Origin of the sequence: Fodinibius saliphilus, from assembly GCF_005869845.1 — a bacterium.
Taxonomy (GTDB): domain Bacteria; phylum Bacteroidota; class Rhodothermia; order Balneolales; family Balneolaceae; genus Fodinibius; species Fodinibius saliphilus.
This window is the reverse complement of record NZ_VAWF01000003.1, coordinates 96,529-117,765: the sequence shown is the minus strand read 5'-3', so window position 1 is coordinate 117,765 and position 21,237 is coordinate 96,529. Positions and strand designations below refer to the sequence as shown.

Below are 21,237 nucleotides of genomic sequence, written 5' to 3'. Positions count from 1 at the left end.
ATTTTGGATGTTGAATAATGAATTACATGCATCATGTCCTCAAGTCACTTCTCACGAATTACTTAGCCAGATTTTTAATTCTCAATTTCAAATCATTAATTCTCTATATACTGAAAGTAAATTCAATTAACACCAACGAATGAGTATACTTAACATCGAGATTAAAGCACGCTGTAATGGGCCGGATCGCATACGTACAATTCTAAAAAACAAAGGAGCTGAATTTAAAGGCACGGATCACCAAGTAGATACCTATTTTAATGTGCCGGATGGACGTCTTAAACTGCGACAAGGGACAATTGAGCAAAATCTTATCTTCTATAAACGGGAGAACACCAAAACTCCCAAGGCCTCTGATATAAACCTAGTCCCGGCTGAACACCCCAAACAATTGCACGCTCTTCTGGATAATGCTTTGGGCACAAAAGTAGTAGTCGACAAAGAACGGGAAATCTACTTCATCGACAATGTTAAATTTCATATCGATAAGGTGGAAAAGCTGGGTGATTTTGTGGAGATCGAAGCTATTGATAAGGATGGCAGCATTGGCAAAAAAAAGCTTCATCAACAATGCCGGCAGTATCTTGCGCTATTTGATTTAGCAGATGAACAGCTGGTTGCGAAATCATATTCAGATTTGGTGATGAATTTGGATAGTAATTAAGTGTAAGTTTTAAAGTGTATAGTGTTAAGCATCTGGGCAACAAAGCAGGACCGTTGACTGACGACTACCACCATTCAGTTTCCAATTACCAACATCCAATCGCTAGTATCCACGAATCACGTTTCACTATTCCTGATTTTCCTGTATTCTGCTAAAAATTTGACACAAAAAAACCCTGCTATGAATCCGGATAGAAATACATTAATAGAACAACTCGAAGACGATCCTGAAATATGGGATTTCATTATCATCGGCGGAGGTGCGACCGGGCTGGGTACTGCTGTAGAAGCGGCCTCGCGGGGCTATAAGACGCTGCTGTTGGAACAACACGACTTTGCTAAAGGAACCTCCAGCCGCAGTACCAAGCTCGTCCACGGGGGTGTGCGCTACCTGCGGCAAGGGAATGTAGCACTAGTGCTGGAAGCCCTGCGTGAACGCGGATTACTCCGAAAAAACGCTCCACACCTGGTAAAAAACCAATCCTTTATCGTACCTAATTATGACTGGTGGGAAGGCCCCTTTTATGGCATCGGTCTTAAGATCTATGACAAGTTGGCCGGCGACCTGGGACTCGGTCCCTCCGAAAACTTATCTAAAGAGGAAACGCTGGATTATATTCCCACGCTGGAACCAGGAGACCTAAACGGTGGGGTTATCTATTATGATGCGCAATTTGACGATGCACGTTTGGCTATAAACCTGCTACAAACCATCTTTGATCACGGGGGCACCGCCCTTAACTATATGAAAGTAACAGGCTTGCTCAAAGCTAATGGGCTGATCTCCGGTGTCACAGTGGAAGACCAGGAAGGTAACCATAATATGGAACTGCAAGCACGTGCCGTTATTAATGCCACGGGAATGTTTACCGATCAGATTCGGCAGATGGACAACCCTGAGGCTTCTTCACTGATGCAGCCTAGCCAAGGCGTGCATATTGTATTGGACAAATCATTTCAACCGGGTGAAAGTGCTATTATGGTGCCCAAAACCGATGACGGGCGTGTCCTTTTTGCCGTACCCTGGCATAACCGCATCATTGTGGGAACTACCGATACCCCACTCGAAGAACCGTCCCTCGAACCACGTGCTACCGAGGAGGAGATCAATTTTCTGCTAACCCACGCTGCACGCTACCTCACAAAAGATCCCGAGCCCGAAGATGTGCTCAGCGTTTTTGCCGGTATTCGTCCGCTGGTCTCTCCCGGCGGTGATGATGATACTGCTTCTATCTCTCGTGACCACACCCTGCTCATTGACCCTTCCGGACTTGTAACTATTGCCGGAGGTAAATGGACTACTTATCGAAAAATGGCCGAAGATACCATTAATGAAGCAACTGTGGTTGCCGGCCTGGATGAACGGGAATCGGTAACAGAAAACCTGCGGCTGCATGGCTGGCTCAAAAACAGTGATGCTGCCGAACCCTTTGAGCTCTATGGCTCTGATGCGCTCTCCCTAAAAAAAATCGCCCAAGAGCATGAAGGGTGGGCCAGTCGCATGCATCCCAACCTGCCCTACACTCCCGCCGAAGTGGTTTGGGCTGCCCGCAATGAGATGGCCCGCACGGTCGAGGATGTATTGGCCCGCCGTACACGTGCCTTGCTTCTGGATGCTCGCGCCAGTATAGAGATTGCCGATTTAGTTGCCGATCTGCTTGCCGAAGAGCTCAGCCGAGATGAACAGTGGAAAAGCAAACAGGTAGCAGCTTATCAGGAACTTGCGAAGGGTTATTTACTAACCTCTTAACAAGCAGTACTTTTTGTAGCGAATATAAATCGTGGAGGTTGAAAATTGAAGGTCACAGGTTGAGGAGCATCATCAGTCAGTTTACTCTCCCACATCAACGCATAAACCTTCAGCACTGCCCCCTGAAAAACAGCATTTTAAGAGGTTGTATTCAAGCGATGATTTCATATTTTCGAATAACCCAATAAACCAGCAATTATTATTTGGTATATGGCCGACAATACCTCCAAAACTAGTAATACTACAGAGGAAGAGAACGACCGACAGGCTGATGTCCGTAAGAGTAGACAGCCTAGCGAAATCACCTCCTATGCTATTGAAGGCAAGCACGTTACTTTTCAATCTAAGAATGAGATTAAGCTACGGATTACCGTCCACAGCTCGAAAATATTTCAGCTTAAATACATTTGCTCGGGAGACCAGCCTACTGATTTTTCTTATGCCATAGACCCCGACTGGGGAACGCCCGAAACCCCTTTTGAAGTGCATGAAACTGAAGACTATTACGAGATCTCGTCCGGGACCATCCGCTGCCGCATCAAAAAAGAAAATATGCAGGCAACATTCTTGGATAAGGAGGGCAACACCCTTTGTGAGGATGCCGAACCATACCGACGTAAGGAAAGTTTAATGAAGGGAATTACCGAGGTTCGGGTTACGCAGTATGCACCCGATGGCATGCAGTATTTTGGGCTGGGTGACAAAGTTTGTGAAGAAGGGCTGCGGGGGGAGGTCTTCGAAAACTGGAATACAGACGCCTATGGCTACGAGCGCGGTGATGATCCGCTGTATCGCAGTATCCCCTTTTATGCTTCGCTTTATGATGGAAGCGCTTTCGGTATTTTCTTGGATAGTCCCTACCGTTCACACTTCGATTTTGATTCGGATGGGGATAATACCTGCTCCTTTTCGGCGGCCGGCGGCTGTATGAACTATTACTTCATTTATGGTCCCACACTTACTGAGGTGAGCCAGCGATATACCCGGCTTACGGGCACCCCTGAACTGCCGCCAATGTGGGGACTGGGTTATCACCAGTGTCGGTGGAGCTACTATCCAGAGGAAAGAGTACGCGAGCTGGCCGAGACTTTCCGCGAAAAGCAGATTCCATGTGATGCTATCTACCTGGATATCGACTATATGGATGATTATCGCATATTTACCTGGAATAAAGATCGCTTTCCCAATCCCCGAAAGCTGATTGATGATCTTAAGGAGGATGGCTTTGAAACGATTGTGATGATCGATCCGGGTGTAAAGGTGGATGATGAATATGAGGTTTACCGGCAAGGGTTAGAACAAGACGTATTCTGTAAGCGTCCCGATGGGGAGCTGATGATTGGTCCAGTTTGGCCGTCAGAAACTGTTTTTCCCGATTACACAGATCCGGACGTAAGAGCATGGTGGGGAGATCTGTATGAGAACCTGTTAAACAACAAGGGAGTTAGTGGAGTCTGGAATGACATGAACGAACCCGCTGTCTTTGAGGTGGAAAGCAAAACCTTTCCCGAAAATATCCGTCACTCTTATGAAGGCGAAAAGGTTAGCCATAAAAAGGCACATAACATCTACGGCATGCAGATGGCTCGGGCTTCCTATGAAGGAATCAAGAAGCATAACAACGGGAAACGCCCCTTTTTGCTGACACGGGCCAACTTTTCGGGCGGCCAGCGGTATGCGGCCCTGTGGACCGGTGACAATATCGCCGACTGGGACCACCTGAAGCTAGCCAATGAGCAGTGTCAGCGGTTAAGCATTTCGGGCTACTCTTTTGTGGGAACCGATATCGGGGGCTTTGTTAAGAATCCCAGTCCCGAACTTTTTACGCGCTGGCTGCAGCTGAGTATTTTTCACCCTCTCTTCCGCAACCACACGATGGGCTATAATGTGGAGGGGGCTGCGGCTGTCAAAGAGGAGGAAGTTAAAAAGAAGCGCCTGGAATCTGACAGCCACCAAGAACCCTGGACCTTCGGTGATACATATACCGATATCAATCGCTCAGTGATAGAATTGCGCTACCGCCTTTTGCATTATCTTTACACCGCTTTTTACCGGTATGTACAACAGGGCACCCCTATTTTGCGCCCCCTCGCCTATTACGACCAAACTGATGAACGCGCCGCCGAAGTGATCAACCAGTTTATGTTTGGGGATCAGATCATGGTGTCGCCCGTTCTTAATAAGGGTAAAAAAGAGGTCGAAACCTATTTTCCTAAGGGCCAATGGTATAACTTTCGAACCAATGAGGCCTCTGATGGCCGCGTTACCAAAACGGTAGAAGCCCCTATGGATGAGATCCCCTTCTTCATCAAAGCAGGAACCGTATTGCCGTTACGTGAGGTGATGCAGTATACCGGTCAGCATGACGAAAACCAGCTGGAGCTTAATCTATACTATGGGAATAAAGCAACTTCCAGCCACTTGTATGAAGATGCCGGGGAAGGCTATGAGCATACGAAGGGTAACTACCAACAAAGCCGGTTTCACTGGCAACCGAATGTTGCTGATGCAAAGGCCAGCTTATCTGTAGATCGAAGTGGCAGCTACAAGCCGGCTTATACGAAAATTCTTCTACGTCTCATCGGCTTACCTTTTGCCCCCGAAGAGATCAGCGTTGATGGGGAGCCCGTATCATTTGAAAAAGAAGTCAGCAAACAATCTGTATACAGACTCACCACCACCTCCGGTTTTAAAGAAGTTATGATTCGGTAGCTATCCTGTTCTTTCGGATCAGATAAAAAACATCCTTTCATCCCGAAGTAAGAGATAGCGTTTTAGAAAGAGTAATAGGAAATACGGGATTCAGAAATTGACTGGCTATGTATTGGCGCTTTCCGAATACAGAATTCTAAATTAAACCCATTGCCAATATCATACCCACCCTTGCTGTCAGGGTTCTCCCCACCTTAACTACTACACAAAACCTTACCAAGGTGTAGCCGCTTATATCCTATCTACTAACATGCTAAAAAGTATAAACAAAAGGATGAGGTGTTATGAGACAACTAATAGTGAGTAGTGTTTTTATATGTTTCTTTATGATGAGCATTTCTACTGCAAATGCACAAGAAATGCCAAAAGCAAAAAAGATGGAAGGCCATACCTGGCACCAGGTAGTACTGGTAAAATATAAACCGGGTACTATCAACAAAGCTAAGAATATTATCAAAAACCATTTTGAAAAAGCCGGTATGGAATCAGACGTACCAGGTCCGCAAGTTATGGAGATGAAAACCGGCGAATGGGATATGATGTTTATTTGGACCATGAAAGATATTTCTGAAATGGAATGGGAAGTGCATCCAAATGACGAAAAATGGTGGGCCGCCATGGCCAAACAGGAAGGCGGGATGGAAAAAGCTATGAAAGTCATGACTGATTATATGGATCTCATTAACCAATCCACTTCATACTTAGCTACCACTCAAGAAGAGATGACTTCCAAAACCATGGGTAGTAACAACTAATCAGATAATTTTTCAGGGGCTTATAACTAACAAAAAGCCCCCCTGTTTCTTTTTTAACCAAAACACAAATACAAAGGGAGTAACTATGAAACGTTCACTAATAGGAACAATAATCCTCTTATTTATAGTCTCAGTTTCATATGGGCAAATGAAAGAGGTGAAAGAAGCGATAAAAGCCAAAGAAAAAGCGATTTATGAAGCTATTAAAAATGGTGACATAGAAGTGTTCAAAAAAAGTACCGCCGATGATATGATGTCGGTATACAATAGTGGCTATACTAGCAGAATGGATGAAATAGAACGGTTATCCGGAATGCAAATGGATTCATATAAACTTTCTGACTTTAAATTCATGCATCCTGCTGATAATGTAGTGGTTGTAATATATACCGCAGAAGCATCAGGAATGAATGCCGAAGGCACAGAATTTGACGGCAAATATTATTCAACCTCTACATGGGTCAATGCCGATAATGATTGGAAAGCTATCCTCCATACCCAAGTTGAAGCAATGCCCATGACGAAACAAACAACTATGGAAAGTGATTATGAGAAGGAGTAATAATGTGTATGCCTAAAAATAAATATTCATTTAACTAACTAGATAACCATATTCCTCTTCCGGCAAGAGCCACTTACCCTTCTTGTCTATTCCAATTCTCAGCTGACTACGCACTATCTACAAACTGGCTATTTGTGTTTTTTCGCCGGAGAGGATCTTTTTTTCTGACCATATTTCGAACTTTTCCCTTTCTCATGGATACTATATCAGCTACAAGTATATCATTAAAGGTTTTAAAGATATAGACGATAAAAGTGGTGCACATAAGTAGTCACAATATCATAACTATGATTTCTGAAAAAAAACTGAAAGATCTGCGAACTGCTGTTCCCACAAACCAGGAAAGTCCATTTAAAATTTACGAGCTCTTTTTCTCGGTTACCGATCCTAAATCAAATATGACCTTTGTCAATGAAATATTTCAGCGGGTCAGTAAATTCGATCACGATGAAATTATCGGGCAGCCCCATAAGCTTATTCGCCATCCCGATATGCCGCGAGCCCTATTTAAAATCTTTTGGGACCGATTGAAAGCCAATAAACCGGTTGGTGCTTATGTTAAAAATATGGCGAAAGACGGTTCATATTATTGGGTTAAAGCACTAGCCTTTCCCTGTGAAGACGGCTATCTCTCAATTCGTTTAAAACCCACAAGCCATCTTTTTGGCAAGATAAAAGATATTTATGACGAAACGCTGCAAGTGGAAAAGAGCAGAGAAAAGGAGGTCGGAAAACGTGAAGCCTTAGAACAATCTGAGCAGTACCTGCTGCAACTTTTGAAAAATGAAGGTTTTGCCAATTATGAAACTTTTATGTGGGATGCCTTGCGGCAAGAGATGTACAAACGCGAAGAAGCACTGGCTAACACATCCAAAACCACACGTAGCCAAACTCATACTGATGAATTCCCTGACGCTTTACTGGAACTGGAACCGGTACTCCAGGAATTGGTTATCTCACTGAATACACTCAAAGACATTCACTCGGACTTGGTTCAATATTCAGACTACATCCTGGAGCTGGCCCGTTCTATTCTACTCTTGTCCATTAATGCACAGATTGGCTCTTCAAAACTGGATCAAGACGACATTGCCTTATCGGTGATCGCTGAGCAGATGGGAGATCAATCTATTGAAGGTGAAGAAAAGCTCCTTGATATGAAAAATAACATACAGGGATTAAGTGACCTCATCAGCATGCTCAATTTTGACATCCTATCCTCTAAGCTCCAAGTCGAAATGGCTATCGACTTTATGGATGAAATTGCAAACAAAGTTTACGAAGACAAAAAATCGACCATTACCCCTGACAAAGTGATAGAACTGCTCTACGATTCTTTTTTGCCTCGCCTCTCCTCTATCAGCAACGGCTTGGGGAAACTCCCTGACTATCTGAAAAATCTTCTCGGTAATGTAGAAGAGATCGAAAAATTCCTGCTTATTTTACGATTAATCCATAATACCGGTAAAGTAGAAGTCGCCCGTCTTAATGATGATGGAAATTCTTTTCATACCACTATTAAAGAATTGTTACAAGAGGTAACAACAGCTCAAAACCATCTCGACAAACTATCTAACCTCATACATAGACACCAAAAGATGGGAGTGGAGTACAAAGAAAGAGAAAAAGATCTGAAATCATTGGCCTCAAAACTAAAGAAACATACACATGCTTCTTGATGCTTTGAGAAAGTGAATGAGGAAGATTTTATTACAAAATTACTTTTCCGTACACACCTCGATTATTGAAACCCACCGGAGGAATGCCGAGGTATGAGACGGGATGAGTCCAGTTGCCAAGTTACTACTAATACACACCGCCCCTCCGGACAACCACCGAGTGCCTACCCTCTCTAGAGGGGAATTTTTCAAAAGAACCTATTTCACCGATACTCTCACAAAATAACTAAAGGCACCTTCAATCTTACAACTTTCAATATCTAACCCTCGCCCTTCAACTTCTCAACAACCACCAAGATTTCTTTTTCCTCAAACATGCCTATCAGGCTAAGGACTTTGGGAATCAAAAAACCCGGAGGAGCAAGCACACCCTTAGCAACCTTTGCAATGTGCTCATCCATATCACGAATAATATGCTCCTTCTCCTGCTCATCGGCATGCGACAGGGTTACAGCGGCATTCCATGCAAAATATCGGGCCCTCCTGATGCTGAAATTAACAACAGCCTCATCATTTTTCTTCCCCATCCAATCGATCAAAAACAGCAGCGGTGACGCTCGGGCAATCCGTTCTTGCATCTCATCTATCAACTCCTCGAGCAGGGTATTTACCATCATAAAATCTTTCTTGAGGGACTGTATTTGTCCCTCTGGAACAGTCTCAGCTGCCGCAATACTTAGGTCCAGGTTAATATGTGCATTCATTCCCAACAGAAGGTGCTGAAGAATAACCGCTTTTCGACCGCCAGAATCCACTGCAGCATCAAAAGCAATTTTCCACACAACCGCTACCGGCTTATCATGGCGGTAAGACCAAAAGGCCCGAATATATTTCTTCGCAAAAATGACGTCAAAACGCTCCATCCTTTGGGGATCTTCGAACTGCCCCTTGGCAATCCCCTCCGCTATCTTGGCAGTAGTTCTGCGATATACAAAGGCAAAAATTGCCAGCGGGCTCCCCTCTTCCACCGTAGTTTCGATGATATTATTGAGCTCATCAAGTACGCCGTCAATAGTAGTGATTTCTGACATAGCCCTATTCCTCTATTGTATAACTATTTTATCCGGTTATATACAATGGCACAAGGAAAGAGGCAAATAGGAACGTTAGTACTCCCATCACCCAATTTCTTTTACGTACACACCTCAACCGGTTGCGTCAAGGAGATTGCCGCGTCGTCCCGTCAACCCACGGTACTCCTCGCAATGACAGGCGTTGTTTAACAAGATCGTAAGGGATACCGCTCAAATAGGTCTTACCACCTTATGGAGCAAAAATACCACGTCTATATCATGACCAATCCCCACCACACCGTACTCTACACCGGTATGACGGGAGATATTATAAAACGGGGCTGGCAACACAAGCAACAATTGACAGATGGCTTTACAAAACGGTACAACTGCACAAAAATGGTATATATTGATGAATACGACCATCCGCAAGATGCGATCGACCGAGAAAAACAGATTAAGGCAGGTTCTCGACAAAAGAAAATAGACTTGATCGAAGAGTTAAACCCCGACTGGCGGGACTTGTATGAAGAGCTTATACGCTAACAAAATAAAAGCAATGTCATTACGAGGAGTTGCTTGTAACGACGAAGTAATCTACCCATTACCGCTCGCCTAGTAGCTAAAGGGTAACCTTCACACCTCAACCGGTTGCGTCAAGGAGATTGCCGCGTCGTCCCGTCAACCCACGGTACTCCTCGCAATGACGAGCGTTGTTTTAATGTGTACCTTTTAAAGTAGTGTCATTTCGTGAGTGGGTGCCAAAAGCAGTGTCATCCTGACCGGAGCGGAAGGATCTCCCGATGGCAATCCGCGTAGAATCTAAAGGGCACCAATTATTTCTGGGAGATGGTTCGGCTACGCCTGCCCTTCGAAGCTTTAGCATAGATGGGCTCACCATGACAGCCGTTGATGGGGGAATAATAAAAGCAGTGACAAACCCTACGCCAATATATTCTCATTGCCCGAATCGGCCACAAACACACAGGCCGACTGAGTTAACTCCACATACGAACGCAGCTCATCCAAGTCCGGATTTTCAGGCAACCCCAACAGATCGAGATCGGCTTGCGGGGCCTTCTGAATAGCTTTATCAAAGGTACCCACTTCAACATGGGGCTCGGCACCCGGCAGGCGCGCTGCATCCAGCAGGTTATCCAGATAACGGTACGCCTCTTCCTCATGATCCTCTTCTACCACAGTAATGACCCGCATCTGTGCATTCCAGTTAACTTTGAGCTTATAAGCCGTAAGCAGTGCCAGATCCATATTGCCCAGCTCCATACTCAGATCCCACTCGGGACTCTGCTCCCTAATCCACACATTGATAGACGAACTTCTCCCCAGTTGCGCAATGGGATCTTCGACATAGAGCTGAATACCCATATTGTTGAGGCGCGCCTCGTTGATGATTGAGTAAAGCTCTTCATCGTACCGTTTGTGCCCCGGCAATCGAAGAAAGAGAATATTAGGCCTGAAAAAAGTGCCCTGAAGCGTCTGTAGTGACGTGAGAACTGCCTGTTTAAAATCACCTGAATCAATGACACTCCATCGGCTGTAAACATTTTCTCTGCTGAACGCCATAGCAAAATCCATCAGCGAATCCCTGAACGTACTGCTTGCATTGCTGCCATTCATACCCACCAGCTTTACCGATCCCTTCGGATACACCAGGTTACGGATCAGACTGAAACTCCCCCGTAATTCCCGGGTACTGCGCACCGGCACCAACAGGTTGGCTTTCCAGGCCCGCTCATTATTTTCCGGAAGCAGGGAAACCCGCTTGGCCGCCCACTCAGCCAGGGATACAAAAAGCCCACTCCGCATATCCCCATAAGGAACCTCAAGTTTTCTGTTGGTAAGATACAGATAGGTAATAATGACAAAGCCGAGAGAGATGAGCCCAAAAGTAGAATTAATAATAAACATGGTAAACAGGCAGCCCACCGTACCCAGGAAAGGCACAAACCTGGGGATCGCAAAGGTTGGCCGAAAACTGATCATATCCATCCGCTGCTCAATAAACACCACCAGGTTGATCATCATATAGGTAATCAGGAAAAACATGGTGATGAGCGGGGCAATGGTATTTAGATCCCGAAGCAGTAACGTTGCCAGTACCAGTCCGCCAGTCATTAGAATAGCATTGCGCGGCTCCCCATTGGCCGCAAGTTTTGAGAAAATCTCACCGCCCGGAAATATCTTATGGTCCCCCAGCGCCTGCAGAATACGCGGTGCCCCAACAATAGAAGCCAGTGCCGAGGAAAAGGTCGCCCCCAGCAGCCCCCCCAGCACAGCCGGAGCCCACAGCGCATAATCGATCATCACGTTGTAATTGCTAACCAGCTCGTCCACCGGGGCCACCCTGGCCATCCAGTATCCGGAAGCAATATAAATCACATAACTCACGGCAATGGCAGAGAGCGTGCCCAGCGGAATACTTCTTTTGGGATTTTTGAGCTCTCCCGACATATTAGCCCCGGCCATGATCCCCGTTGCCGCCGGAAAGAAAACAGCAAAAACCACCCAAAAGCTTATGCCCTCAAAATTGCCCTCGGGGTCACCGGGAAAATCGCCCCACCACTGTATGCTGTGCTCCATCGCCCCGGTAAAAACCGTAGCCCCTACCGAAACCAACGCACCGACAATAACCACTAGTATAATATACTGGATACGAAAGGCCAATTTCGCACTTAAGAATGCGACAATAAAGAGGATGGTAAATACTGAAATATCAACCAGAATAGCATAATGATCCGGAAAGATATAGAGCCACCCCTCCCGGAAACCAAAAATATACATGGTGATGGCAAAGGTCTGTGCCAGGTACAACGGTACGCCCACACTGCCCCCGACTTCAAGCCCCAGCGACTGCGAAATAATCGAATACGCACCCCCGGCCTTAATACGGATATTGGTAGTAATACACGACATCGATAACGCGGTAAAGGTAACAATAGCAAAGGCAAGGGTTATATTCAGCCACCCCCCGAGTAAACCGGCATTTCCGATCACCCACCCTTGACGCAGAAATAAAATCACTCCCAGTATGGTCAGCAGTGTTGGTACAAATACCCCCCCAAAAGTACCATACTTCTGTTGGATGGTGGATTCATGATCCTCCACTTGCTCTTGCAGCGTGGATTTCTTTCCTGATTCATTTTCCATACACAACCCAAGTTTATGACAGGTTATATGTTCTAGTCTGTCGTACAAAAGAAATACTATCATCCTAAAAGCTATAACTGTCGCGGGATGATAACTACTGCCATGTTAGGCACTGCTGGACTTATTTGCAACATTCCGGACCGGCAACATAGAGCTGAGCCGCCTCTGTCATACATCGAACTCGCCCTTTCCAACAAAAAAACTGCACCCTGAATTTCTGTAAAAATAAAAGCAGTGTCATCACGAGGAGGCTTGCCGACGAAGTAATTTCTCCATCACCGCTCGCGTAGTAGCTAAAGGGGGAGCCTCCCATGCTTCAAAAAATTGCTTTTCCTATACACACCCCGACCTTCTGGGCAATCACCAGAAGCTCACCCCTCTCCAGAGGGGACTTTGTAGTGCCGGGTATTTGGTTACTGCTAAACCCGGAATTTCAGCAACGATCTTGATTGCACTCCACACTATTCCCCTCCACCGGAGGGGTGCTCGGCCGGCAGGCGGAGCGGGGTGGGTGCTAAAAGCAGCGTCATCCTGACCGGAGTGGAAGGATCTCCCGATGGCAATCCGCGTAGAATCTAAAGGGCAACCTCCCCACACCTCAACCAGTTGCTTCAGGGAGATTGCCACGTCGTCCCGTCAACCCACGGCACTCCTCGCAATGACGGGCGTTGATGTATTTGTAATAAAAGCAATGTCACTGCGAGGGCTTCCGGCGACTTTCCGGAAGACCGCGGCAGTCTCCCTTTTCAAGTGCGCCTAGTAGCTAAAGAGTAATCTTCACGCATCAACGAATTACTTTACCTTACACACCCCTATTTTTGAAGTGCCGGTTATTTCGTTCACTAGTATTACTGCCCTATTTCCCTTTACGAGTAAAAACGCACAACGTATATGACTTTCTGGATAAAGAATCATCACTAAGATAGGTAACTTAAACTTTCTGAATAACTTACTTTTCCAAAAATCTATATTTCCTCATTATTTAGCTAATATTTTAGTTATCTATACCTTAAATTTAACAGGATCAAATCCTGGACTTTTTCAATTCTATTCCTTAAGATATTATTGCTACACCCAATCTTTCCTAGATTGAGGTGACATAATGGTGTCAGTCCAATTTTTTACTATATAAGTTGAGTAATAACAATCGGGTCAAATATTGATATGAGTAACAAGAAAATCACATTTATTGATCTATTTGCTGGCGCTGGTGGATTCAGTGAAGGATTCCTCCAGGCAAAAAAGGATGGGAAAGAGTATGATTTCCTATTAGCCAGTGATATAAACAAAAATTGTGAATTGACGCATAGAGTTCGATATAACGAACAACTTGGACTTAAAACGAAATTTTTAAGAAAAGATATAACTGACCCAGATTTTATTAATGTGTTACAAGATGAACTTGACGGGGAAAGTATTGATGTAATAACAGGAGGGCCACCTTGCCAAAGTTTTAGCTTAGCGGGTAGACGTAGAAAGTTTGACAAGAAAGATAAACTTTTCAGTAAGTACTTAGAAGTTATTGAGGTTTTAAAGCCTAAATACTTTGTTATGGAAAATGTTTCAGGATTAAAAAATAAAGAAGGGGGGCGTTTTCTGAAGAAAATTATTGAAAGAATTAATTCAATAGTTGACCGCTCTGAATTAGACGATATTATTAACACAGCTGAGCAATTAAGACATACTATTAAAAATGAAAACAAAGCAGCATTTGACCTATACATTCAACGTATAAAAAGCGAAAAAAATAATAGTTCAACTTCTTTCAATACAGAATTCGTAACAACCCTTCAAAAACTCCTAAAAGACTTAACTGCAAAACATATTAGCTATGCAAAAAGCAAAAATAACGAGGAAATAAATACCATCCGACATGGATTAAGAATACTATCGAATTGGGAACAGCTTAAAGAAATTAATAGGAGTGTTCTCAACTTTAAGTCAGCCTGTGATATAGATAACGATAATTTTGAAGCAGGGTTTAATAACTTCTTACAATTTATCGATGGTCAAAGCATCACAAATCATATCCAAAATGCCATTGACAACTTAGATTTTGAACACTTTTCCTTATTAAAAAAAGGATTGAATATTTTCCTAAAGCCTCTTGACGAATGCCTTAATGATCTCGTAGAAATTGTAGAAGAAACAGGTAATACTCTTTCTGAAAAAGTAAAAAATGCTAGCCTTTATCATGTTGAAAAAGAATTTGACTTATATGCTTCTGATTATGGAGTTCCCCAAGAACGTCATCGAGTTATATTTATAGCTTCAAAAAAAGGCCAAAATAAGATTACAAATAAGCCAACCCCTACAGTTTTATCACAAAATAAAGTCACTATTAAAGAAGCGCTTCATGACCTTGAAACTCTTAAAAGTGGTGGACACATCAAAGAATATAGTACCAACTCGACGAACGGCCAGTATCTACCCAAAAGAAATATTGATGGTAGCCTAAATAAGAAAAATGGCAAAACCTATTCAGAGTGGTCAAGAGAAGGCAGATTACTAGAAAAGTATTCGATTGAAGAAAACTATTACCATGATGGTAGAGGAAAAATTAATAGTGCGAACTTAAATCGCGTTAAACTGCCAAATCATAAAGCTAGTAATCATACTGCCGATATAATAAAGAGGCTCCAAATAATACAAAAGAATGGCAGTTATGATAACGCCAAAGAAGAATTAAAAGAGAAAGGAGTAAGTACAAAGAAACGAAACTATAACTTGCTCGACCCCAACAGTACCTCTCCTACAATCGTCACTTTGCCTGATGACTTTATTCACTATAAAGAACCTAGGGCATTAAGTGTTAGGGAAATGGCCCGCCTACAATCTTTTGACGACTCCTTTGTGTTCCAGGGTAAAAGAACCACAGGTGGTAGTCGTAGAAAACATGATGTTCCCCAATACACACTTGTTGGCAATGCAGTTCCTCCATTAATGGCTAGAGCTATAGCGATGCAAATACTTACAAATATTGACTAATCCAAGCGAAAATACTCGAAAGAATTAAGATCATTATGTAATGCACCTTGTAAACTTTCCCTGATACTACCATCAAAGGCATTCATGAAATTATTATCAAAAATTTCTTTAATTGAACCAGCAACACTTTGCTTCCTTGGGAACCCCCAATAGTTACCGCCAGTTAAGTTCTTAACCCTATTTACAGCAAGAGAAGTTGCTTTGTAATTTGCCCGGGGATTAGTTGGTACAGTAACAAATGAATATGTGAATTTTTTCAACTGCATCTTACTAAAACCATTCGCACCAATTTTAAAGTTGGGAATGTCTTGATCTACATTATCCCCAAGCCTATAGATAATGTCCCAAAGCATTGGAATTTGTGAATTTTCATTCCAATTTGTTTTACACTGTATTACCCCGACCTCAAATTCATCTATTTTTTCTTCTGTTACTTTATCTACATATGCTTGAATCGAACTTTTATCTGGGTAAGAGTCCGAAAATAGATTTGCTGGTCTCATATTTTTATCTGGCACATAAGGCACTGACCGCTCATTAGTTATAGGAACTTGTAATATTTCATCGGTAAAATGAGGAGTGTCAGGAAAAACTACGACTAGCAAATCTGACTCAGAATTCGTTTTAGTATTTTTGTGTAACACTTCAAGACCATCTGTAAGTGGAGTTGGCACGTCTCCTGTCTTTTTAAAAACAACAGCCCTACTATTAACAAATACTAGGTTTAGGTACCAAGCAACTAAGCATTCCCAAGCTGTACCCGAAGTAGAAGCTTTGCTATTTGCTTCAGCAACACTTAATCCTTCTTCAACATCTCCCCTTGTTGATAAAAATACCTCGGATAATTCTTCACCTAAGTTTAAAATGTCATCCCAATTATAATTTTTCCCTAGTTTTTGTTTAATTAACTTGCCCCATATTTCCCAAGCGTTACTAAAAGATTTGGTTTTATAACAATTGGCAACCACATCTTTTCTTAAAAACTCAAGTATATTCATCGAATAACTATTTTAATGGAAGATTTATCATTTAAAATCAGCTCTGCCCTTAAAGACATCATTGGTCGGGATCTTATTACTGATGATCACATTGCTGTTTTCGAACTTGTGAAAAACTCCTATGATGCTTACGCCACAAGGGTAGACATTACCTTTGAAAATATCTACTCCGAAAACTCTAAGATTATTATTAAAGATAATGGAAAAGGTATGGGTTTGGAGGATATTAAAAATAAGTGGCTTTTTGTTGCTTATTCTGCTAAAAAAGAAGGTACTGAAGATGATTCTTTTGACTATAGGGACAATATTTATCAAAAGCGAGCATTTGCTGGAGCAAAAGGCATTGGCCGTTTCTCTTGTGACAGGTTAGGAAAAGAACTGCTGCTTGAATCAACCAAAAAAGAAAAAGACGCTAAAACAGAAGTCATTGTAACTGATTGGACCCTTTTTGAAGAGGATTTACAAGATGAATTTATTAATGTAACGATACAGCACGAGACAAGGGATGAAAGTTACTATGGGCTTGAACATGGTACAGTATTAGAAATCACTGATTTAAGAAGTGATTGGGATAGAAAAAAGCTACTCCGTTTAAAACGCTCTTTGGCAAAGTTAATAAACCCAACAAATGATGAAGGGAGCCAAAGTTTCAAAATATTTCTAAATGTCCCAGAAGAAAAAGAGCAAGATCGCAAAGAAGAAGACTACAGGAAACGTGTAAATGGGGAAATACAAAATAGAATATTCGATACACTAGAAATTAAAACCACTAAGATAAAGTCTTACATAAGTGAAGATAAAGAGTATATAACGACAGAATTATTAGATGGGGGGACTCTTATATATAAGGTTGAAGAAAAAAACCCTTACAAAAAATTATATGATATCTCAGTTGATTTATTTTATTTAAATCGATCGGCTAAGGTAACATTTACTAGAAGAATGGGATTAAGATCTAAGGAATATGGACATGTATTCATCTATAAAAACGGCTTTAGAATATATCCATATGGTGAACCAGGTGAAGATCCATTAAAAATTGATGCTCGCAAAGCACAAGGTTTTGGTAGATACTTAGGAACAAGAGAGTTAATTGGACAAATAAATATTAATTCTGATAACGATGAGCTAAGAGAAACAACAAGTAGAGGCGATGGATTAATCAAAACCAAGGCTTATGAACAATTAGAAAGTTTTTTTTGGGACACTCTAAAAAGACTTGAAAAATATGTAGTAGATGTTCAAAAGTGGGGTCTTAGTATTGAAAAATTGGAGGACGAAGACCTTGAACAAGATGAAAAAACTTTTCAAGATAGAATAAGCAAATTAATTGCTGACTTATCAGGCAATGATAATCTCATTGATTTTGAATATGGGGATAAGTTATTAGAACAACTTGAGGAAGCCCAAAGTGAAAGCACAGAGACATTACTAGGTAATCTTGAAAAGCTTGCCGAAAAGAAAAAAAATGAAGACCTATTAAAGGATGTAAAGAAAGTTAATACGCAAGTCAAAGAATTAAAGAAGGCTAAAAGTGAAGCTGAAAAAAAAGAAAAAGAAGAAAGGAATAAAAGGGTAGCCACTGAAGAAAAACTAGAAGAAAAAGAATCTCAGAACCTATTCCTAAAATCAGTAAAGTCTCAAGATTTTGATGAAGTTATCAGCTTTATTCATCATATGGGCATTTCAGCGTCTAAAATTGACAATATACTGACTGCACTTTTTAATAAGCTACGAAGAGGTAAAGAATTATCACATGAAAGGATTCAGGATCTAATCAAACAAGCTGTATTTGAAAATAAAAAGATAATGAATATTAGCCAGTTTGCTACTAAGGCAAACTTTAAACTTTACACAGATGCTATCGAAATAAACATCGGTGAATATTTGCGTGAATATATATCTAATATTGTTGATTTATATAACGATGACGGTGTTGAGATAAGCTTCAAAAATAAGACTGAGGGCAATCCTAAAATATTTAAAACTAGACCAATTGAGTTAAATATTTTAGTTGATAACATGTTGAGTAATTCAAAAAAAGCAGGTGCTTCAAAATTTGAAGTTCGACTTGAGAATGAAGGAAGCCGACATTACTTGGTTATAGAAGATGATGGTAAAGGTATTCCTGAGGATAAGATAAATGAAATCACCGAATATGGTTACACATCAAATAAAGGTGGATCAGGAATTGGGCTTTACCACATAAAAGAAATTATTGATCGAATGAATGCAGAATTAAAAGTAAAAAGCAAAATTAACGAAGGAACTAAATTCAAAATATTTCTCCCATGAATGAAATAAAAATTTTCTGGATCGAAGACGATTTAACATTTGGAAATACTGTACATTTAAGAATCGAGGATGAGTTAGAAGACAATGGTATTTCATTGGCAGATCCAGAATTAAGCAAAAATGGTGATGGTTTTAGGAATGTTATGCGTGACTGGGAACCTGATATCATAATGATGGACCACAACCTAGATAATGTCCGTGTTAATGGAGCTAATTTAATTGTTGAAATAAGGCTTTATGATAATGATACCCCAATAATATTCTATAGTTCAGAAATGGATCAAACTCTTACAGATATGGTTGATGGGGAGCAAAACATTAAAATATCTCAAAGAAATAATGTTCATGATGAATTATTAACCCTCATTCTGAAAGAATTCACACCTGCCTGATATTGGGCACACCTTACATTTGGGATTCCTTTTCTTACAGATAGAAGAAGCAAAATCCAATATAGCCCAATTAATTTTTTGATGATCGGGATGATCAACAACCTTTTTTGAAAGCTCTTGTAAGTATGGATCATACCTAATATCTGCTAACTCACGTGGCCCGAAGAAACGTTCAAGTAATCGGGCCATATTTACATCAAGTAATGGTGCTTTTTTTTCGTGAACATAAGAAATAACTGCACTTGCAATATACTGCCCCACTAGCGGGATCTCTTCAAGCTCCTCCCTAACCACCGGAAACTGACCTTCTTTTTGCACCATTTTTTCTGCAAGATTTTTAAGGCGCTTTGCTTTCTGTCGGTATAACCCAAAAGGCTTTAATACTTTCTCTAATTCTTTTTTACCTGTTTTATTAATCGATTCCCAAGAAGGGAAATTACCCAGAAATGACTCAAAATTCTTCGCGACTGTTTCTGCCCTAGTTCTCTGCAATAACACTTCAGCTATAACAAGTTCATAGCTCGTTAACTCTTCCTTTCTCCATGGAAATTTTCTTCCATTCTCCTTAAACCAATCCAATAAACGTTCACGGAAAAAAATGATTTTATCTTGTTCAATATCCATTCTAATAACTTGTTTAGTAACAAGGTTAGGAATTTAGAAATAAATTATTAGTTTCTTGCTCGAATAATCATTAGAAGATAGTATCCACCACAATGAAACAAGGCTATTTATCAAATTATTTTTCCGGTGTTGGTGCAAAAAGGTTAACTGCATCAGAAGTAAGTCCTAACGTTTCAAACCAACACCAATTTCAAGGTATTAATGATTTTATAAAAATTTTCGGCACTGAAAATCGAAAAGACATTCCCGTACAATTAGTATGGATAGATGATGAAGACAAGACTTATTTAAACACATCAATTACTTGGACAGATGCTAGAAAAAAGGATGAAAATCGTAGCCCAGAATATCGAATATATTACAAAACAATAGCTGAGGAAATAATATATAGAGCAGAGCCAAATGACATATTAGTGATATGTGAAGATAAAGTTGGTAATTTTCTAATGATAATTACACCTAAAGGCTCTTCAGTCGAAAGCCAATTAATTTGGCTTTTTGACTTATTTACTAATGAAAAAGATGTATATGCAGAACGTTTTGAAGGATACAAAGATCCTCAACTAACATTTGCTTCGCGTCTTATATTAGAAACGATAGGTGTCGAAGTTGATGAAACAGATAATAACTATCTTGACCAAATATTAAATAAGTATGGCAATAGTTTTCCAACTACAAAAGAGTTTTCAAAATTTGCTAGGGAAAGCTTTCCTTATGAAATAGACCCTCAAAAAAACCCTGATGCAGCTATTCTTGAATGGATTGAACACGAAGAAATACTATTCAAGACTTTTGAAGAATACTTAGTTGAGAAAAAATTAGACAAAGGTTTTAATGATGTAGATTCATTTATATCCTTTTCTCTCAGTGTCCAAAATAGGCGAAAATCAAGAATGGGTTATGCTTTAGAAAACCATTTACAACAAATATTCACCGATTGTGATTTAAAATTTACCCATAATGCAATAACTGAAAACAAAGCAAGACCTGATTTTATTTTCCCTGGAGAAAATAAATACCATAAAGAAGATTACCCTAAGAGATGCTTAAATATGCTTGGGGTTAAGTCCACCTGTAAAGATAGATGGAGACAGGTTTTATCTGAGGCTGATAAAATTCAAAAAAAACACTTGTTTACTCTAGAGCCTGGAATTAGCAAGAATCAAACAACAGAAATGATCTCGAATGACTTACAACTAGTTCTACCTAGAGGTCTTCATAATACTTATTATGACTCTCAAAAGAATACTTTGTTAACTCTTGCTGAATTCATTGAACTAATCATTGAAAAACAAAAAAACTGTTAAACAATTATTTATGCCTACCCCATACCATCTTGCCCAATCAGCCATTTCTGATTTAAAAGCAGCCATATATTCCTTATTAGCTAACAGTTCTAAAACCAGCTTGAAAAACGCAGAGATAGGCCGCTCCCTTGGCATTTACTCTGGCCATGAGGGGCATGAAGGTCACATCTCAAGAACCTTACTTGCAATGATGGAAAAGGAAGGGGTAGTTGAACAAGATGAAGAAACAAAAGAATGGTCCTTGACCTGAGCAGCTTTCTTATTACTGCACTCCACAAATATTTAAGTAGTTTACGAGAAAGTATTTTCAAGTAATTCATCAATTCCCTCT

Annotated in this window: 16 protein-coding genes; 12 read left to right on the top strand and 4 right to left on the bottom strand. The window is 41.1% G+C overall.

Annotated elements, in window-relative coordinates:
* Nucleotides 1-139 precede the first annotated feature (139 nt).
* The 6 genes from FCN14_RS11160 (at nucleotide 140) to FCN14_RS11135 (ending at nucleotide 8,121) form a co-directional block, all read left to right on the top strand.
* Nucleotides 140-664, top strand: a complete 525-nt coding sequence (locus FCN14_RS11160; protein WP_138431365.1) for a class IV adenylate cyclase — start codon at nucleotides 140-142, stop codon at nucleotides 662-664.
* 180 nt (nucleotides 665-844) lie between these two features.
* Nucleotides 845-2,413 carry a glycerol-3-phosphate dehydrogenase/oxidase gene (locus FCN14_RS11155; protein ID WP_138431364.1) on the top strand — a complete coding sequence of 523 codons (1,569 nt, stop codon included), beginning with the start codon at nucleotides 845-847 and terminating at the stop codon, nucleotides 2,411-2,413.
* A 210-nt stretch (nucleotides 2,414-2,623) separates the two neighbouring features.
* Nucleotides 2,624-5,125, top strand: a complete 2,502-nt coding sequence (locus FCN14_RS11150; RefSeq protein ID WP_138431363.1) for a glycoside hydrolase family 31 protein — start codon at nucleotides 2,624-2,626, stop codon at nucleotides 5,123-5,125.
* A gap of 284 nt (nucleotides 5,126-5,409) precedes the next feature.
* The gene (locus FCN14_RS11145; protein WP_138431362.1) at nucleotides 5,410-5,880 is read left to right on the top strand and encodes a hypothetical protein; all 471 of its coding nucleotides are present in this window, start codon (nucleotides 5,410-5,412) and stop codon (nucleotides 5,878-5,880) included.
* Nucleotides 5,881-5,965: 85 nt separating this feature from the next.
* A complete protein-coding gene (locus tag FCN14_RS11140; protein ID WP_138431361.1) occupies nucleotides 5,966-6,442 on the top strand; it encodes a nuclear transport factor 2 family protein in 477 nt (158 codons plus the stop codon).
* Between the two features lie 287 nt (nucleotides 6,443-6,729).
* Entirely contained in the window at nucleotides 6,730-8,121 is a 1,392-nt protein-coding gene (locus tag FCN14_RS11135; protein ID WP_138431360.1) for a PAS domain-containing protein, read from the top strand.
* Between the two features lie 260 nt (nucleotides 8,122-8,381).
* Here FCN14_RS11135 and FCN14_RS11130 read toward each other — a convergent pair whose 3' ends face one another.
* Nucleotides 8,382-9,152 (bottom strand): DUF5995 family protein, encoded by a 771-nt coding sequence (locus tag FCN14_RS11130; protein ID WP_138431359.1) that lies wholly within the window; start codon nucleotides 9,150-9,152, stop codon nucleotides 8,382-8,384.
* 234 nt (nucleotides 9,153-9,386) lie between these two features.
* Here FCN14_RS11130 and FCN14_RS11125 point away from each other — a divergent pair, with 234 nt between their 5' ends.
* Nucleotides 9,387-9,680 (top strand): GIY-YIG nuclease family protein, encoded by a 294-nt coding sequence (locus FCN14_RS11125; protein ID WP_138431358.1) that lies wholly within the window; start codon nucleotides 9,387-9,389, stop codon nucleotides 9,678-9,680.
* 396 nt (nucleotides 9,681-10,076) lie between these two features.
* Here the strand turns inward: FCN14_RS11125 and FCN14_RS11120 are convergent, their stop codons facing one another.
* Entirely contained in the window at nucleotides 10,077-12,302 is a 2,226-nt protein-coding gene (locus FCN14_RS11120; protein WP_138431357.1) for an amino acid permease, read from the bottom strand.
* Nucleotides 12,303-13,466: 1,164 nt separating this feature from the next.
* Between FCN14_RS11120 and FCN14_RS11115 the strand changes: the two genes are divergently transcribed.
* Nucleotides 13,467-15,290, top strand: coding sequence for a DNA cytosine methyltransferase (locus tag FCN14_RS11115; protein WP_138431356.1), 1,824 nt, complete (start codon nucleotides 13,467-13,469; stop codon nucleotides 15,288-15,290).
* Here the strand turns inward: FCN14_RS11115 and FCN14_RS11110 are convergent.
* Nucleotides 15,287-16,288 (bottom strand): hypothetical protein, encoded by a 1,002-nt coding sequence (locus FCN14_RS11110; protein ID WP_138431355.1) that lies wholly within the window; start codon nucleotides 16,286-16,288, stop codon nucleotides 15,287-15,289. The genes FCN14_RS11115 and FCN14_RS11110 overlap by 4 nt on opposite strands.
* 15 nt (nucleotides 16,289-16,303) lie before the next feature.
* Here FCN14_RS11110 and FCN14_RS11105 point away from each other — a divergent pair, with 15 nt between their 5' ends.
* Together FCN14_RS11105 and FCN14_RS11100 are read left to right on the top strand one after the other, a co-directional pair.
* Entirely contained in the window at nucleotides 16,304-18,583 is a 2,280-nt protein-coding gene (locus tag FCN14_RS11105) for a sensor histidine kinase (protein ID WP_138431354.1), read from the top strand.
* The gene (locus tag FCN14_RS11100; RefSeq protein WP_138431353.1) at nucleotides 18,580-18,975 is read left to right on the top strand and encodes a response regulator; all 396 of its coding nucleotides are present in this window, start codon (nucleotides 18,580-18,582) and stop codon (nucleotides 18,973-18,975) included. Before FCN14_RS11105 ends, FCN14_RS11100 begins: the two co-directional genes overlap by 4 nt.
* On the opposite strand, the gene FCN14_RS11095 is transcribed toward FCN14_RS11100, so the two are convergent.
* Nucleotides 18,940-19,599, bottom strand: a complete 660-nt coding sequence (locus FCN14_RS11095) for an HhH-GPD family protein (protein WP_138431352.1) — start codon at nucleotides 19,597-19,599, stop codon at nucleotides 18,940-18,942. The genes FCN14_RS11100 and FCN14_RS11095 overlap by 36 nt on opposite strands.
* Before the next feature lie 92 nt (nucleotides 19,600-19,691).
* Between FCN14_RS11095 and FCN14_RS11090 the strand changes: the two genes are divergently transcribed.
* Entirely contained in the window at nucleotides 19,692-20,906 is a 1,215-nt protein-coding gene (locus FCN14_RS11090) for a type II restriction endonuclease (RefSeq protein WP_138431351.1), read from the top strand.
* Between the two features lie 10 nt (nucleotides 20,907-20,916).
* Entirely contained in the window at nucleotides 20,917-21,156 is a 240-nt protein-coding gene (locus FCN14_RS11085; protein ID WP_138431350.1) for a hypothetical protein, read from the top strand.
* The last annotated feature ends 81 nt before the right edge of the window (nucleotides 21,157-21,237 follow it).